Below are 15,877 nucleotides of genomic sequence, written 5' to 3' on the forward strand. Positions count from 1 at the left end.
ACGGTCGAGACGGAGGATTTCTATGATTCCGCAACGCTGGATCGAAGGCTACTTGCGCTTTCTGCTCAAGTACCGCGGCTCGGTTACCATAGTCGTCGCGTTGATCACACTGTTCTTCGCGTTCCAGTTGCGCCTGATGCGGCTGCACACCGACTTCTTCGATTTCTACCCGAAGTACCGCACCTTCGCCGACGCTTGGCACGAATGCCGCGGCGAGGGCGGCAATGCCGTCTCGTGCCTGGCCAAGTCGGTGATCAATCCCGGGCCCAACCCCTACATCCAGATTTACCGCGACTTCCGCCGTATGTTCGGCAGCGCCAACATCCTCAGTGTCATCCTCGAGGTCAAGCAGGGCGACGTCTACAACCCTGCCACCTTGCAGAAGCTCGATGCCATCACCAAGTACGTCATCAACAGCAAGGGCGTGGTGCCGTATCAGATCCTCTCGATCGCCCATCCGCGCATCACCAGCGTCACCGCCCGTGAAGGCGGGGTCGAGATTCGGCCGGTATTCTACCCCAGCATTCCGCAAACCCAGGCCGATGCCGACCGCGTCAAGTTCGCCGTCTACCAGAACAAGGGCATCCGCGGCATATTTGCCTCGCTGGACGATACCGCCCTGGTGGTCCACGCCGGCTTTTGGGAGGAAGCCCTCGACTTCCGCGAACTCTATAAGCGCATGCAGGACCTGAAGGCCGAGCAGGAGGACGCCAACCACACCATCTACATCACCGGCTTCCCCTGGCTGTACACTTCGGTGCTGCAGTACACGAACCAGTTGATCCTGGTGTTTGTTGCCACAACCATCGCCCTCTCGTTCTTGCTGTACTCGTACTTCCGCACTTGGACCGGCATCTGGGTACCAATCTTTTCCGGGTTGCTTTCCAGTGTGTGGGGCTTGGGGTTAGCGGCGTTTCTCGGCTTCAACCTCGATCCGCTGGTGCTGGTGGTGCCGATCTTCCTGACCGCCCGGGCGCTCAGCCACTCGGTGCAGTCGATGGACCGCTACCATGAAGAGTACCACCGCCTGCACGATAAGGAGCAAGCGATCGTGGTCTCGTACTCGCACCTGTTTGCGCCGGCGATCGCTTCGATCGTCACCGACGGCATCGGGCTGCTGATCGTGGCGGTGGCGCCGATTCCGCTGATTCAGAAGGTCGCCATCTTCGCCAGCTTCTGGGTGGTGTCGATCTTCATCAGCGTGGTGACGCTGCACCCGATCATCCTCTCGTACATCAACCCGCCGCCGCAGCTGACGCCCCAGGCGCAACGCCAGCGCGGCCCTGGGCTGGGACTGGCCACCGTCATCGTCGTGGTCGGGCTGGCCGCCGCCTACGGGCTCCATCGCGCCGAGGTTCTCGGCGGCTGGACTGCGTTCCTTGTGACCACTCCGCTGCTGGCCTGGTACTGGCTGGCTTACGCGGAAGAAATCTATCCCACCGTCACCCGCTGGGTCATCATCGGCAGCGAGGGCTACCGCCGCTGGATCGTGGTGACCATCACCTTAGCCCTATTCTTCGTCGCTCCGATCTGGGGCTGGACCCTGAAGGTCGGCGACATGACGCCGGGCGCGGCGCTGCTTTTTCCCGACCATCCCTACAACGTTGCCTTTCACAAGCTGAACCATAAGTTCCTCGGCGCCAGCCAGCTGATCGTGATCGCGGACACCAAGAAGCCTGACGGCATGAAGAACATCGCCCCGCTGATCACGATGGAGGAATTCGCCGACCACATGCGCGGCGCGGAAGGCGCCAGCGGCTCGGTCACCGTGATCGACATCGTCAAGCAACTGACCCGGCTGTACCGCGACGGTGACCCGAAGTGGAGCCTCGTGCCCGAGAAGCCCAAGGAGATCGGCCAGCTCTTCTACGTGTTCACCAACAGCGCCGCCGCCGGCGACCTCGATCGCTTCATGGACCCCACCGGCCGCTACGGCACCGTGCTCACGCTATTCCGCGGTTATTCGCACGACGTGGTGATGAACTCGATCGCCATGGGCAAGCGCTTCGCCGAACAGCTCCACAGTGACGACGTCGAGTTCAAGTTCGCCGGCGGCCTGTTCGGCATCTTGGCCGCCGTCAACGAAGCGGTGGAGAACTCGTACTGGACCAACCTAATCCTCATCTTCTGCATCGTCTACTTCTGCCTGTACCTCACCTACGGCTCCTGGTACTGCTCGGCCATCTTGATGATCCCGGTGATTCTCTCGCAGTTGGTGGCCGAGGCGCTGATGGTGCTGTGGAATATCGACTTGAACGTGAACTCGCTGCCGATCGCGGCGGCGGGCGCCGGGGTCGGGGTGGATTACGGCATCTACCACTTCAGCCGCATGATCGACACCTTCGACGAGATCGGCAAGCTCGACGAGGCCATCGACTACGCCACCGCCACCACCGGCAAGGCGATCATCTTCACCGCCTCGACCATGCTCGCCGGCACCGGCTTCTTCTGGTTCGCGGACCTGAAGTTCCAGGCCGAGATGGGCATGCTGCTGGCGCTGCTGATGGGCTTCAACACCTTCGGCGGGCTGGTGGTGGTGCCGGCATTGATCAAGGTGCTGCGCCCGCGTTTCCTGTTGGATCGTAAGCCAGTCGGCAGCGCCGCATCACCGACCCAGACCGCGCTGGCGAGCTGAAGGCAATTGACTGAGAAGACCCGTGCCCACGAGATGACTCGGCGCACGCACTTATAAAGGAGGCTACAGCATGATCGGGCAGAAACTTCGGAGACTCGCAGGCGCCACCGCGCTGGCGGCGGCACTCGGCGTCACCGCGTTGAGCGCTCTACCGGTGGCGGCCGAAGACCAGGGCAAGACCTGGATCTTGGACAGCAACAACTGGCAGGAGGCCAAAGACCTGGTACCTCCTGTGGTGCTCGAGCGCATCAAGAAGGGCGAATACTGGTACAAGGTCGTCCCCGTCGACCCCGACAAATTCCGGCAGAACTACTCGAAGAAGTTCTGGGACGCCAGCGAGGCCAACGACGGTAAGTACGACATCGATACCGCCACTTGCGGGCTCAAAGATGTGAAGACCGGCAAGATGCCCGACTTCTATTTCGGCTATCCCTTCCCCAAGATCGACAAGAGCGACCCGCAGGCGGGCTGCAAGATGGCGTGGAACTTCGACGCCGCCAACGCCATGGGCAACGGCCAGGGCGCTACCTTTACCTTGAACGGCATCGATGGCAGCGGCGAGTTCAAGCGCATCAAGCTTTGGCTGCACCTCAATGCCTTCCTCGGCCGCTCGGCCGGCCCCATCCCCAACCCAGAGAACTTGCGCAGCACCAGCATGTCGAACGTGCTCGAACCGCAGGACGTCGACGGGGTCGGCGGCTTGACCAAGCGCAACAATGACTGGAACAGCCAGGATCAATCCTGGTACTACGTGCCCTCGACCCGGCGCGTGCGCCGCGTCAACGCCGCCACCCGATCCGATCCCGTCGCCGGGCTGGACATTTTCGGCGACGATGTGAACTGCTACGCCGGCAAGATCGAGTATTACAAGTGGAAACTGGTGGGCGAGGGCAACATCCTGGCCCCAGTGCTCAGCCCCGATCCTTTCCCGCAGAAGAAGATCACCGAAAGCCGCTCCGAGGTCCAAATCCCCTATTTCAAGGCCGGCTACGAAACCCCCGGCAGTAAGGGCGTGCCCTGGCTGATCGTCGAGAACCTGAGCATGGTGCCGCGGCCGGTGTGGATCGTCGAGGGGCAGTCGGAAGACCCCTACTACAACTTCGGCAAAGTCATCATGTACATGGACAAGGAAATGTACCGCATCTACTGGAAGCTGGTCCACAACCGGGCGGGCGAGTACTTCTACAACGCCATGTGTGCCTACCACTGGTCCAAGAACGACGACGGCACGCTCACCTCCGTTACCCCCAACATGGTCGTTGGCGTCAACGACAAGACCAACCGCGCCGCCCTCGGCGGCCGCTACAGCTCGCAGTTCATCGAGACCAAGTACGACGACGACTACTTCACCCTGCACCACCTCACCCACATGTCCGACTGATCTCACGCTGGTCCGAAGTCCGGGCTGGAGCTTAGATCCAGCCCGGACTTCAGACCACATCCGCTGCCACTAGACGCACGCGGCCGGACTCTGTAGGGTGCCGCGCGTGCTTGGTGGTGCGGTGAAATATCTTCTCGGCTCGCCTCTTCCTTTGCTCTCGTGGCTGCGGCTTGCGGCCTTCGCCTTGACGCTGCTGGCGAGCGTCGCGGGTGCCGGCGTGTCCGGCGATGCCGACTGTAACGGCTATCTCGATCCGGCTGATCTCGATGCCTTGATTGAAAGCAGTTTTGGAACCTACGACTGCCCGGATGCCGACATAAACGGCGACGGCAGCGTCGGGGCCGCCGATGTCGCCGCGCTGCTGCAGCTGCTCAGCCATCCGGCCACACCGACGCCGATAGCGAGCGGCCCGGTCGTCACTTTCTTTGGCCTCGCTAGCTCGGCGGGTGAAGCGGCCCTACCCATTGCCATCACCGATGATGGGGTGCCGATCTTCTGGCGACCGGTTGGGGTCGGCTTCAAGCTGGTCATCGAGGGTGCGCCGGGATCGAGCGGCAAGATGGTCGGGCGGATAGTTGAACCGATCACCGGGCGTCCCGACCTCCAACTCGAAAGCGACCAGGGGCTGGGCAACGGTGGCTATGATCGCTGCCCCGGAACGGTGCCTGGCATCAGCCCGCCGGACTTCGGCCCCGGCCCGCTGATTGACGCTGCGCTGCGCGCTTTCGCCTGTGGCTTTCAGGCCACCACCACCCGCACCACTGCGTGTACGTTGGGGCCGTTCGGCAATGCGGACTGGGTCGGAGCCGCCACGCAAGTGCAGTTCTGCCTGCAAGTCGAAGCCCTGCGGCAATTTCCACCCGGGCAAACCCAACTCAGCGTCCAGCTCCGTGACGTGGACGGCAACGCCGGCCCGGTGCAGCACCTGGTGGTGCTGGTCGGGGCGACGCCGCCGCCAACCAATACGCGCACGCCGACGCCAACGGCCACAACCGTTCCCACGAACACGCGCACTGCCACCCGGCCTCATACCGCGACGGCAACGCCGCCGCCCAGCCGCACCTTGACGGCAACGGCTACGCCCACCGGCTTCGCCACCAGCACGTGGACCGCGACCGCAACCGCTGTACTCACTGCGCCGCCAACGGCGACCAAGACACGCACCGCAACGCCGTCCGCTACCGGCGGCACGCCCCCGAGCACCAGCACACCCACTCGTACCGTTACCGCTTCCCCAATTCGCAGCGCCACCGCTCCGTTTACGTCCACACCCACAGCGAGCCCGAGCCGAACCACGCCCTTGCCGAGCGCAACTCGAAGTGCCACGCCAACACTCGCACCCAGCGCCAGCGCAACTGCAACCCGCACCGCCACGCGCCCGCCGACGATCACCCCCAGCCGCAGCCCCACGCCGCAGCCGACACCGACGCGCTCGGTTACCCGGACCCCCACGCGCATTCCCACCAGCACACCGTCGCCGAGTGAGGACGCCGGTCCGGTGGTGAGCTTCTTCGGCCTGGCCAATGCCGATTACGCGCTGGCCACTCCAACCGCGACCACCCCGGAAGGCATCCCGATCTACCAGCGCGCCTTCGGGTATTCCTTCGTTCTGGTGGTCGAAGGCCGCCCCGGCAGCAGCCGCCAGAGAGTCGGCGGTAGCAGCTTCAACTACGATCCGACCGACCCGACGGTCAGACCTGACTTGCAAATTCAGGTGAATCGCCCATTGGGCAACGGCAGTGCCGCGGTCTGCGACAACTCGCTGCCGACCCTTGGGGGAATACCGGCGGTGGACCCGCCGAGCTTCGAGCTAACCCAACCGATCTCGGATGCGCTCAACGATCTGGGCTGTCGGTTCTTGAACGGTGCGGGTACCCCCGGGGGCCGCAGCCAGGCAGACGCCTGCACCGTCTTTATCGACGGCACCTATCACTTCGTCGACAAGAACAACTCGACGATCCAGTTCTGCGGCCAGATTGCCAACCGCTTCGCCTTTCCGAGCGGAGAGACGCTGGTGACAGTGCGTTTGCGCGACCAGGGGAAGAACCTCGGCCCGCCGGCGCAACTGATCATTCGCTACTGATACTTCCGGCCGACCTCAGCCCTCGGTCAGGCTGCGCAGCCAGCGGGCGATCCAGCCTTCGCTCTCCAGCCTGGCCACGCGGATCAATTCGCCATGATCGAGCCAGATTCCCTGGCAGGCGCGGCACTCATCCACGACCACATCGTGCAATCTCCGCTCTGCCAGGCGCTCGCCGCACTTCGGGCAGCGCATCAGGGCGGCTTGCTTGAGCGTGTCTTCGGCCTGACCGGCCTGGGCCTGCTTGATCTTATCGAGCAGCTCGCGGTCGCGCTGGGCGAAGTACTGGTCCTCGCGCCCGCGCTCGACGTCACGCAGCTTGTCTCCCAAACGGTCTTTCTCATCCATTGCTCTGACCTCCACGGTTAGCGCTAAGCCGGCGGTGCGGCCAATGCGAGCGCAGCCACTCCAGGCAGCGCCGGGCGTACACGCTCTCGCTACTCAACAACGTCAAGCCGATAACGAGAAACAGGATGCCCTGGAGGACCGGCAGCACTAGACCCGCCACGCCCAGGCCCAGCAAGAACACGCCGGCTCCTATTCGTGCGACGCGCACGGCCGCTTGCCGCATCAGGACTCCCGTCCATCGCCTGGCCCCTGGCGCGCCAGCCGCCGCAGCACGCGCTCTTTCATCCCAAACCCACAGCCGCGCATTGCCGGCGAGCGTAGTGACGCATGCGCAGATTGTCAACGTGAGCCTGCCGGCCGGCGTCCGGCAGGCAGTGACCGGAGGAGGTCGATAAGCCGGATTCTGTTCCTGCCCGCAACTCGGGCAGGCAGCAGTCATTCCTCTGGGCCGGTCGTTTCCGGCCGGCTCAAGCAACGTACCCGAGGGTCCGCGCGGGCCACGCTGCCCTCCTGTTCGTCTTGCTCCGGGTGGGGTTTGCCGAGCGGCGGCGTCACCGCCACCGCTGGTGAGCAACGCTCACCGTTTCACCGACTCCCCGCGGTTACGACCGCGGGGCCGTCTCTTTTCTGTGGCACTTTCCCCCGATCGCTCGGGGCCGCCGTTAACGGCCACCCTGCCCTGCGGAGTCCGGACTTTCCTCGCGCCCCGATCGAGTCGGGGTGTGCGACTGCTTGACCTCCTCCGGTCGGTTGCCAGCTTGGCTCATTTGCCCGAGCTTGTCGACGAGTCGGGCCGCCAAACCAGGATACGGTGGCAATTGGGGCAGGAACGCACGTCGCGGTATTTCTTCATCTCGTTGAAGAACTGCGGCGGCACATGCATATGGCAGCCCATGCAGGTGCCGTTGCGGACTTCGACCACCGCGGTGGCGCCGCGGCGGGCGAAGATCTGCTCGTACTTGGCGCGCAACGTCTTGCTGAGCGACCCGGCCACTTGGTCGCGTGCGCCGCGTTCGGCAGCCACCTCCGCTGCCAGCGCGGCTATGCGTTGCCGGTGCGCCGCAATCTGCGCGGCGAACTTCTGCTCCAGCGCGGCCAGCGCCTGCTCGTGCTCTGCCAGCGTGGCCTCGATGGTGTCCACCGCCTGGAGGGCGCTCATGACCTCGGCTTCGAGTAGTTGGTTGGCCTCCTTGCCGACCTCGATTTCGCGGCGCAGGGCCGATAGTTCCTTCTCGTTGCGCACGCGGTTGAGCCGCATGCGCCGATCCTTCATCTTGGCGCCTTCTTCTTCGAAGCGGGCTTCGAGTTCGCGCCGTTGCTGATCGCGCGCCTCGCGTTCCGCCCGCGCTGCTCCGACTGCTTGCTGCTGGTTGGTGATCTCGATCTCCATTTCCGCGGCCTCGCGCTCCAGCGCCGCGACCACTTCGCGCTTCTCCTGCAGCTGCCGGTCGAGTTCCAGCAAACTCGCCAGCCGCTCTAACTCCGATTCGCTTTGTGCCTCCAACGACGTAGTTGCCTCCTTCTGCGTGGTCATGGGCCCACCAGGATTCGAACCTGGGACCTACCGGTTATGAGCCGGCGGCTCTGACCAGCCTGAGCTATGGGCCCGTCCATCACGGTCTCCAACTGCCGGGCCGCTTTCGTGCTGCCGGTGGTTGGGGTGTCGCAGCTTCCGTAGCGCGTTTGCTTCGATCTGTCGAATCCGCTCGCCCGTAACCGCCAATCGCCGCCCGACCTCGGATAAGCTATGCTCGCGTGGCTCGCCGATGCCGAAGCGCAGCCGCAGCACTTGTTGCTCGCGCGTGTCGAGCGTGGTCAGCAGCTCCTGCGCCAGTTGGTCCGGCTCAGCAGGCCACAGCCCACCGAGCGCGAGGCCGGCCGGCTGCCACCTCACCAGACGCAGTCGCTGGGCTGACGCGGCGCCTAGCGACAGCGCGACCTCCACCCCCTTAGCCGGCGCTGGGGTACCGCGACCAGGTACCAGGCGCAGGGTCAGTTCCCGCGGCAAGGCTCGCGAGACGATTGCGCGCACTTTCAGCGGAGACTCTCCTGCCATTACCGTTCGCTCCCTTCCTGACGCAATAACAGGTTGCGACGTTCCAGTTGTTCGCGCGAGCGAATGAAGTCGCCTTGGCTCTCGGCTTGCCGAATCTCGGTGGTCACCGCCGCTTTCATCTCGCGGCGCTTGCGCCAGGCGATCTTGGCGGCGCAGTCCTCGGCGATCTTCCTGCGATCGCTGCCGGCCACCGGTCCCTGGCCCAGCAAGGCGGCGCTCACGCGCGCGGCCACACCCGCCGGCAAGGCATCGAGCACCGCAGACGGTTGCTGTCCCTCGGCCCAGGCCGCGGCAATTGCTCGCGCCGCCGCCGCCAATTCCAAGTTGCTGAACTTGGCCAGCAGGCCACTTCCCTCGGCCCAAGCTGCCACCTCGGTATCGACCGCCATCACCTCGACCAGAGTAGTTTCCTCTGCCGGGCCACTGAGTGCCCCCGGTCCTGGCTGAGTTGGCGGTTCGGCGTGGCGCGTGGCGGTCACGAGCGGTTGGCGCAACGTCTGCTCGCTTACTCCCAGCCGTTCGGCCGCTTGCCGCACCAGCAGATCGTACTGGAATTGGTCCTTCACCAGCGCCAGCACCCGAGCCACTTCGGCCGCCACTCGTGCGCGTTGCGGCACCGGCGCCTGCACTCCCGGATCGACGTGCGCGAGAAAGAAGTCCGCCAGTGGAATCGCTGCCTGCAACAGCTGCTGTGTGGCTTCAAGTCCGCGCTGGCGGACGAATGAATCGGGATCGAAGCCCTGCGGTAGAAAGGCCCCGTGCGCCCAGACGCCGGCTTCGGCACAGAGCGCGAAGGCGCGCGCGGCGGCCTTTTGTCCGGCGGCATCGCCATCGAAGAACGCGATGACGTTGCCGCTGAAGCGGCGCACCAGCCGCAGTTGCGCCACCGTCAGTGCCGTGCCCAGCGTGGCCACCGCGTAGCCGATGCCGGCTTGGACCAGTGCCAAGGCATCGAGGTAGCCTTCGACTAGCACCACTTTGTCGGCGTCGCGGATCGCCGACTTGGCCTCGAACAATCCGTACAGGCCTTCACCCTTTCGGAACAGCGGGGACTCGGGCGAGTTGAGGTACTTCGGTCCCTCGCCGGCTAGAACGCGCCCGCCGAAGCCGATCACGCGCCCGTCGCTGTGCCGGATCGGAAACATGAGGCGGCCGCGGAAGCGATCATACACTCGCCCCTCAGCCGAACGCGCCAACAATCCCACCTCGATCGCCCAGGCCTCGGGCACGCGCTTGCTTGCCAGAGCCCGCGCTAGCGCCGTACCTGTGGCGGGAGCGAAGCCCAGACCGAAGCGCTCGGCCATCTCCGGCGACACGCCGCGTTCGTTGAGGTAGCGCCGCGCCTGTGCCCCTTCCGGCTGCGACAGCGCGCGGCGGAAGAAGGCGGCGGCAAAGGTGTTCACCCGCACCAGCTGCTCGCGGTGCTGCGCTCCCGCTGCGTCGCTGCCGCGCTCGGGCAGGGCGATGCCGGCCCGTCGTGCCAAGCTGGCGACAGCCTCCGGAAAGTCCTGCCGCTCCATCTTCATCACGAAGGTGAACACCGTGCCGCCCGCACCACAGCCGAAACAGTGGAACAGGCCGCGCTCTTCGCTGACCGTGAACGACGGCGTCTTCTCGTTATGAAACGGGCACAGCCCGAGATGATTGCGGCCGGCCTTTTTCAAGGCCACGTAGCTGGAGATGACCTCGACGATGCTGATCCGGTCGCGAATGGCCTGGATGGTCTCGTCGGGGATTTTTCCAGCCATGTTCAACTCACGTGTGGCTGGCCGTGGTATCGGGGCTGAGTGTGAGCCCGAAACGGATCACCTGCCCGGCGGCAACGATCAGCGGCGGCGCCAGACGCGACGCCAGCAGGCGGCCCTCGAGCTGTGGCAACAGTGGAAATAAGTGCAGGAAGAGCAGAACGAAGGCCGCTAGTGCGCCGCCTTTGCCGATGCCGACGGCGGCCCCGGCAACCGCGCGCAACCCGCCAAAAGCCGGGCCGGCCAGGCGATCGAGCACCACCCCGGTCAGGGTCACCAGCGCGTGCGTGGCAACGAAGACGCCGACGAATCCAACGCCCTCGCGTAACAACGGCAAGGTCGAGTACGGCTCGATCGCCGCCGCCGCAACCGCGGCAAACCTGAAGGCTACCGCCAGCGCACCGAATAGCGCCAGCAGTCCGAAGCTCTCGCGCAAGAAGCCGCGCCACAAGCCGCGCAGGCCGAACCCCGCCAGCACAATTGCGAGAACCAAATCAACGCTGTTCATCTCGTGCTGCCCCGACTCCGACAGCCGCGCCCCCAGAAACCCGTGGAGTCGTTTGCGGTCACTGCTCTCAGGCGTCGCACTTTAGTGGCTTTTCCCTCGCTGTCAAGCATAGTCGGCGCCGCTCGTCAGCGCTCCGGCGAGCCGTCCAGCGCCGTGCGCACACGCTGCACGCGGTCGGGGAAGTCGCTGATGATGCCGTCGGCACCTGCGCCCGCCACGCGCCTCATCTCGTCCTCATCATTCACCGTCCACGTATACACCCGCAGGCCACGCCCGTGGGCGGCGCGCACTACGTCGTCATCGGCCAACGCGCTGAAGGGATGAAACGACGTTGCTCGCAGGCGCGCGGCCCAGTCCCATGCCGGCTCGAGCTCCAGCTGTTGCCACAAGACCCCGAGCTGCACCTCCGGCAGCACGCGCCGCAGCGCGGCCAGCGCGCCCATCTCGAAGCTCGACACCACCGTCGCCGCCAATTGCCCGGCCCGGCTCAGTACACCGGCAAGCACTTGCGCGGTCTCCTCCCAATCCGGCTCTGGGCTCTTGATCTCCACGTTGAGCGGCGCCCGCCCGGCGAGCAGCTCGAACACTTCGCCGAGTGTCAGCACCGGCTCACCTCGGAACTCGTCGGCGAACCAGCCGCCGGTTTCGAGCTGTCGCAACTCCGCCAGCGTACGCTCGCGCACTAGCCCGGTCGCGTCGGCCGTGCGCCCGAGCTCGCGATCGTGGAGCACCGCCAGGTGGCCATCGGCTGTGAGTTGCACGTCGAGTTCGATCATGTCGACGCCGGCAGCGAGAGCGCGCAGGAACGAGGGCCGGGTATGCTCTGGCGCAAGGCCCGCCGCACCGCGATGTCCGATGACGAAGAAATCGGCCGCCGACACGCCGATCTTGTTACTGCCGTGCCGGCAAGCGGTCAAGCCAGGCTACCCGCCAGGGCCGCCGCCAGCTTTTCGCGCAAGCCGCCGAAGCTACCGTTGGACATCAGCAGGATCACGTCGCCCGGCCGCGTGTTGCGGCTGAGGGCGACGGTGATGGTGTCGACCTCCGGAAAAGCGCGGGCTTCGATGCCGCGAGCGTTGAGGTCGTGAGCCAGTTGTGCGGGCGAGAACAGCTGCTCGGATGCAACCTCGTCGCTCTGCTTTTGGAACACGCCGCCGATGATCACGCGGTCGGCAGCGGCGAAGGCCTCGATGTAGTCTTGCTGAAAGACTTTGCGCCGGCTGGTATTCGAGCGCGGCTCGAACACGGCCCACAGGCGCCGGCCGGGGTAGAATTGGCGCATCGCTGCCACCGCCCCGGCGACCGCGGTGGGGTGATGGGCGAAGTCGTCAATCACGGTCACGCCGCCGAATTCGCCCACCAGCTCTTGGCGGCGGGCGACGCCGGCGAAGGTGTTCAGCCCGGCCACAATTTCTGCCGGGCGCAGCCCAAGTTGGCGGGCGAGCACGTAGACCCCGAGTGCGTTGCGCGCGTTGATGGCGCCGGGCAAGCCGGTGGCAACGCTGGTCTCGCCCCGGCCGTGGTGACTGATCTCGAAGATGCTCCGGCCATTGCCGGCGCGCAGATTGGTTGCTCGCCAATCGGCCGCGTGGCTCAAGCCGAAGGTCTCTGGCCGCAGGCCTTCGCGCTGCACCACTGCGAGCGCATGCGGGAAATCCGCCGCCACCGCCACCGGCGCACCGGCGGGTAGGATATCGATGAGCTGGCCAAAGGCCGCCTTCACGTGGTCCAAGTCGCGGTAGATATCGGCGTGATCGAACTCGACCGCCGTCAGCAGCAACGCCTGCGGCTGGTAGTGCAAGAACTTCGGCCCTTTGTCGAAGAAGGCGGTGTCGTATTCGTCGCCTTCGAGCACGAATTCATGACCGGCGCCGAGCTTGAAATTGCCGCCGAAGTTCTTCGCCTCACCGCCGACCAACATGCTGGGATCACGCCCGGCCTGCTCCAACACCCACGCCAGCATCGCCGTCGAGGTGGTCTTACCGTGCGTGCCGGCTACCACTAGCGAGCGCTTGCCCGCCAGAAAGAACTCCCGCAACGCCTGCGGCAGTGACAGGTAGGGAATGCCGCCGGCTAATAGCGCTTCCACCTCGGGATTGTTGCGCGACACCTTGTTACCCACGATCACCACCTCGGGCCGATCGGCGAGGTTGTCGGCGCAGAAACCGCTGCGGATAGTGATGCCCCAGCGTTCGAGCAGTGTGCTCATCGGCGGGTAGACGTTCTCATCAGAGCCCGAGACCGCGTAGCCGCGCTGCTTGAGCATGCCCGCCAGTGCGGCCATGGCGACGCCGCAGATGGCGATGAGATGAATGCGATGAACGCCGCGCAGGCCCTCACCCGAGCCCGCCTCGGGGCGGAGCGGCAAGTCGGGACTAGTCATGGTAATGCCCTCACGATCAGGTCGTGGATCAGCGGGCGGAACTCGCGGATCGCGTCGTTGTTGCGGCTGGGGTGAACCCGGTTGCTGAGCAGCACGATGTGCCGGTCGCGATCGAGATCGAGCCACACCGAGGTGCCGGTGAAACCGAGGTGGCCGACCGCGTGGCGGTTGAACAGGCTGCCGGCGCTGGAGTGATACGCGCTCGGGGTATCCCAACCCAGCGCCCAGGTGGAGTCACTGACGGTAGAGTCGCGAGTCCAGAACTGCCGCACGATCGGCCGCGCAATCCAGTCGCTCTTACCTTCATAGCACTGGCGCAGGCGCAGCAGCAGGGCGTCGAGATCGCGCGCGCCGGCGAACAGGCCGGCGTGACCGGCGACGCCGCCCATGGCGTAGGCGTTGTCGTCGTGCACTTCGCCGCAGAGCAGCTTCTTGCGCCACGGACAACGCTCGCTGGGGGCAATCAAGCCCGGAATCGGCTCCAGCTTGCGCGCGCGCAGATGCCAGAGATCGACAAAGCCGATGGTGCGCAGGCCGAGCGGGCGATAGATGCGCTGCTGGCAGAAGCGGTTGAGGGCCATGCCGCTGACTTCCTCGATCGCCTCGCCCAGCAGCATGAAGCCGAGGTCACTGTACAGCGCGCGGGTCCCCGGCGGCGCTTCGAGCCGCTCGCGATGGATGGCCTGGTAGACGTAGCTCTTGGCGCCCGGACTGCCGGCGAAGTTGATGCGCCCGCCCTTACGCTCGCTGTTGATGATCTCCTGGTAGTACGGCTGCCACGCGGGCAGCCCCGAGCTGTGGTTGAGCAGGTGGCGGAAGGTAATGTGGGTCTTCCCGTGCACGCCGAAGTTGTGAAAGAAGCGCGAAACCCGGTCATCGAGCCGCAGCTTGCCTTCAGCCACCAGCAGCATCATCGCGATCGTGGTCGCGAACGGCTTGGTCAGCGACGAGAGATCGAAGATGGTGTCCGGTTGCATCCGCGTGACTTCGGGCTCCAGGCTGCGATGACCGAAAGCGCGCTGATAGACATGCTCGCCCTCGCGCACCAGCAGTACCGCCCCCGGAAACACCTGGCGCCCGACCGCCGCGTCCATCTCGCGCTCGACCGCGTCAAAGTTCATGCGACCCTTGTTGCCTGTGATCACTGATCAGAATGGGGCCGAAGCGCAACGACGGCCGGCGCTCGGCCCCGGCGCGATTCTCGGCGTCCTGCGCGGCGGTTGTCACTCATTCCGCCAACGGAGATTCCAGCAACGTCAGCCGCTCACCCGCCAGCCGCGCACGCACACCCAGGGGCACGGTGGCGGTGCCGGCCCCGTGCCCGGTCGGAAGGCCGAGGGCAACCGGGTAGTCGGCGTCGGCGAAAGCCTCGGCAATCACGTCACGAACGGTGACCGCTTCGTTGGGATTGGCGGTGCAGCCCGGCATCTCGCCGAAGACGACACCGGCCACCGCCTCGAGCTTGCCGGCCTGGCGCAGCTGCGTCAGCATGCGATCGATGCGGTACGGCTTCTCGTTGTGATCTTCTAGCAACAGCAACCGCCCGGCGGTGTCGATGTCGTAAGGCGTGCCCAGCATCGCCACCAGCACCGACAAGCAGCCGCCGATGATGATGCCCTCGGCGGTTCCCGGCTGGATGACCTCGCTGGCACTGAGGTTCCAATCGCGCCGATCACCGGCCAAGGTGCGCGCCAGTCGTTCGGCGACCTCGGGCTGTTGCGCCAAGCTTACGGCCATCGGGCCGTGAAAGGTGACGAGCTCGGCCCGCTGGACCAGGTCGTTGAGTAGAAAGGTAAGATCGCTGAAGCCGACGATGATCTTGGGGTAGGTACGCGCGAGCGCGGGATCGAGCAGCGCCAGCAACCGCCCCGAGCCATAGCCGCCGCGCGCGGCCAGAATGGCCTTGACCTCGGGGTTCTCCCACATGGCGATGAGGTCGGCGAGACGCTCGCGATCGTGGCCCGCCAGATAACCTGCCCGGCGGAATACGGCCGGGCCGAGCTGCACGCGAAAGCCCAGTTGTTCGAGTGTATGTACGCCAGTGGCCAGCGCGGCCGCGTCCACGGCCGCGGCCGGGGCCACCACGCCGATGACGTCCCCACGCCGCAGCGGGGCGGGCTTGAGCATGCCCGGCGTCTTCTTGCTCTTGCGTTTGCTGCCTTCGGCCAGATCGCGGTTATCCGTCGTTGCCTCCCGTGTCGCTGGCGGGTGTATACACCATCATTCCAGCTTTCTCACCCGTTGCCTGGCGGCGGGCTTGCGCGCAACATTCCGGCCCACCATGGGTTTGACTCGGCGAAACCGGGCGAGCACAAGCAGGCATGGAGGCTCTTATGAAGGTGCACAAGTTGGCAATCGCGGCCGGGCTGCTGCTGGGGGTCGGAGCAAGCACCGCCCCGGCGCGCGCACAGGATTGCGGCGCGGTTGAGGCGCTCTTGCGCCAGGGGCAGAGCGTGTTGCAAATCGCGCGCGCCACCGGCCTTAGTTCCGGCCAAGTGGAAGCCTGCCGGCGCGCTCGGCGCAAGCGCCAAGTGATATCGCCCGCCGGCCCTCCGCCGCATGGAGCCCCGGGGCCGGCCCCACATGGAGCCCCCGGACCCGCAATGGCATTCGCTTACGTTTGAGCAAATAGGACTGGTTGTTCGGTAACGACGCAAGCCACTGAGCTTGTGGCAGTTTTCGGCAGAGCGAAGGACTTTGCAATTTCTCGCTTGACCTTTGGCCGCTTTTCGGGCAAGGTA

General features: G+C 65.4%; 13 protein-coding genes, 1 tRNA gene and 1 other RNA gene. 3 read left to right on the top strand and 12 right to left on the bottom strand.

All coding sequences use genetic code 11. The annotated features are described in order from the left end of the window. The first annotated feature begins 22 nt into the window (after positions 1 to 22). The 3 genes from HY699_09780 to HY699_09790 all read left to right on the top strand — a co-directional run bounded on the left by HY699_09780 (position 23) and on the right by HY699_09790 (position 6,099). Entirely contained in the window at positions 23 to 2,635 is a 2,613-nt protein-coding gene (locus HY699_09780; protein ID MBI4516089.1) for an MMPL family transporter, read from the top strand. A gap of 70 nt (positions 2,636 to 2,705) precedes the next feature. Next, positions 2,706 to 4,016, top strand: coding sequence for a DUF1329 domain-containing protein (locus HY699_09785; protein ID MBI4516090.1), 1,311 nt, complete (start codon positions 2,706 to 2,708; stop codon positions 4,014 to 4,016). 121 nt (positions 4,017 to 4,137) lie between these two features. Beyond that, the gene (locus HY699_09790) at positions 4,138 to 6,099 is read left to right on the top strand and encodes a hypothetical protein (GenBank protein ID MBI4516091.1); all 1,962 of its coding nucleotides are present in this window, start codon (positions 4,138 to 4,140) and stop codon (positions 6,097 to 6,099) included. A gap of 15 nt (positions 6,100 to 6,114) precedes the next feature. Here HY699_09790 and HY699_09795 read toward each other — a convergent pair whose 3' ends face one another. From HY699_09795 to HY699_09850, 12 genes are all read right to left on the bottom strand, one after another. Next, the gene (locus tag HY699_09795; GenBank protein MBI4516092.1) at positions 6,115 to 6,444 is read right to left on the bottom strand and encodes a zf-TFIIB domain-containing protein; all 330 of its coding nucleotides are present in this window, start codon (positions 6,442 to 6,444) and stop codon (positions 6,115 to 6,117) included. Next, on the bottom strand, positions 6,437 to 6,667 hold the full coding sequence (locus HY699_09800; protein ID MBI4516093.1) for a hypothetical protein: 231 nt from the start codon (positions 6,665 to 6,667) through the stop codon (positions 6,437 to 6,439). Before HY699_09800 ends, HY699_09795 begins: the two co-directional genes overlap by 8 nt. A 153-nt stretch (positions 6,668 to 6,820) precedes the next feature. After that, an RNA gene (gene rnpB, locus HY699_09805) (RNase P RNA component class A) lies at positions 6,821 to 7,188 on the bottom strand. Positions 7,189 to 7,207: 19 nt separating this feature from the next. Next, a complete protein-coding gene (locus HY699_09810; protein MBI4516094.1) occupies positions 7,208 to 7,978 on the bottom strand; it encodes a hypothetical protein in 771 nt (256 codons plus the stop codon). Then, positions 7,978 to 8,052: transfer RNA gene (locus HY699_09815), tRNA-Ile, on the bottom strand. Before HY699_09815 ends, HY699_09810 begins: the two co-directional genes overlap by 1 nt. Then, positions 8,006 to 8,500: a hypothetical protein gene (locus HY699_09820; protein MBI4516095.1), complete on the bottom strand. Its 495-nt coding sequence runs from the start codon at positions 8,498 to 8,500 to the stop codon at positions 8,006 to 8,008. The genes HY699_09815 and HY699_09820 overlap by 47 nt, the downstream gene beginning before the upstream one ends. Beyond that, positions 8,500 to 10,248: a DNA primase gene (locus tag HY699_09825; GenBank protein MBI4516096.1), complete on the bottom strand. Its 1,749-nt coding sequence runs from the start codon at positions 10,246 to 10,248 to the stop codon at positions 8,500 to 8,502. The genes HY699_09820 and HY699_09825 overlap by 1 nt, the downstream gene beginning before the upstream one ends. 7 nt (positions 10,249 to 10,255) lie before the next feature. Then, the gene (locus HY699_09830) at positions 10,256 to 10,753 is read right to left on the bottom strand and encodes a CvpA family protein (GenBank protein MBI4516097.1); all 498 of its coding nucleotides are present in this window, start codon (positions 10,751 to 10,753) and stop codon (positions 10,256 to 10,258) included. 125 nt (positions 10,754 to 10,878) lie between these two features. Next, a complete protein-coding gene (locus HY699_09835; protein MBI4516098.1) occupies positions 10,879 to 11,634 on the bottom strand; it encodes a glycerophosphodiester phosphodiesterase in 756 nt (251 codons plus the stop codon). A gap of 32 nt (positions 11,635 to 11,666) precedes the next feature. Further along, complete coding sequence (locus HY699_09840; GenBank protein ID MBI4516099.1) at positions 11,667 to 13,136, bottom strand: hypothetical protein; 1,470 nt, start codon at positions 13,134 to 13,136, stop codon at positions 11,667 to 11,669. Beyond that, entirely contained in the window at positions 13,133 to 14,257 is a 1,125-nt protein-coding gene (locus HY699_09845; GenBank protein ID MBI4516100.1) for a serine hydrolase, read from the bottom strand. Before HY699_09845 ends, HY699_09840 begins: the two co-directional genes overlap by 4 nt. A gap of 106 nt (positions 14,258 to 14,363) precedes the next feature. Continuing rightward, the gene (locus tag HY699_09850) at positions 14,364 to 15,263 is read right to left on the bottom strand and encodes an LD-carboxypeptidase (GenBank protein MBI4516101.1); all 900 of its coding nucleotides are present in this window, start codon (positions 15,261 to 15,263) and stop codon (positions 14,364 to 14,366) included. Positions 15,264 to 15,877: the final 614 nt, after the last annotated feature.

The sequence above is a fragment of the Deltaproteobacteria bacterium genome, assembly GCA_016210005.1.
Classification (GTDB): Bacteria; Desulfobacterota; Binatia; order HRBIN30; family JACQVA1; genus JACQVA1.

Bases quoted from the DNA above. Each gene is read 5' to 3' on its own strand.
- HY699_09845 (MBI4516100.1), bottom strand. From the start codon at position 14,257: ATGAACTTTGACGCGGTCGAGCGCGAGATGGACGCGGCGGTCGGGCGC.
- HY699_09830 (MBI4516097.1), bottom strand. From the start codon at position 10,753: ATGAACAGCGTTGATTTGGTTCTCGCAATTGTGCTGGCGGGGTTCGGC.
- HY699_09800 (MBI4516093.1), bottom strand. From the start codon at position 6,667: ATGCGGCAAGCGGCCGTGCGCGTCGCACGAATAGGAGCCGGCGTGTTC.
- HY699_09785 (MBI4516090.1), top strand. From the start codon at position 2,706: ATGATCGGGCAGAAACTTCGGAGACTCGCAGGCGCCACCGCGCTGGCG.
- HY699_09810 (MBI4516094.1), bottom strand. From the start codon at position 7,978: ATGACCACGCAGAAGGAGGCAACTACGTCGTTGGAGGCACAAAGCGAA.
- HY699_09780 (MBI4516089.1), top strand. From the start codon at position 23: ATGATTCCGCAACGCTGGATCGAAGGCTACTTGCGCTTTCTGCTCAAG.
- HY699_09795 (MBI4516092.1), bottom strand. From the start codon at position 6,444: ATGGATGAGAAAGACCGTTTGGGAGACAAGCTGCGTGACGTCGAGCGC.
- HY699_09820 (MBI4516095.1), bottom strand. From the start codon at position 8,500: ATGGCAGGAGAGTCTCCGCTGAAAGTGCGCGCAATCGTCTCGCGAGCC.
- HY699_09840 (MBI4516099.1), bottom strand. From the start codon at position 13,136: ATGACTAGTCCCGACTTGCCGCTCCGCCCCGAGGCGGGCTCGGGTGAG.
- HY699_09825 (MBI4516096.1), bottom strand. From the start codon at position 10,248: ATGGCTGGAAAAATCCCCGACGAGACCATCCAGGCCATTCGCGACCGG.
- HY699_09850 (MBI4516101.1), bottom strand. From the start codon at position 15,263: ATGCTCAAGCCCGCCCCGCTGCGGCGTGGGGACGTCATCGGCGTGGTG.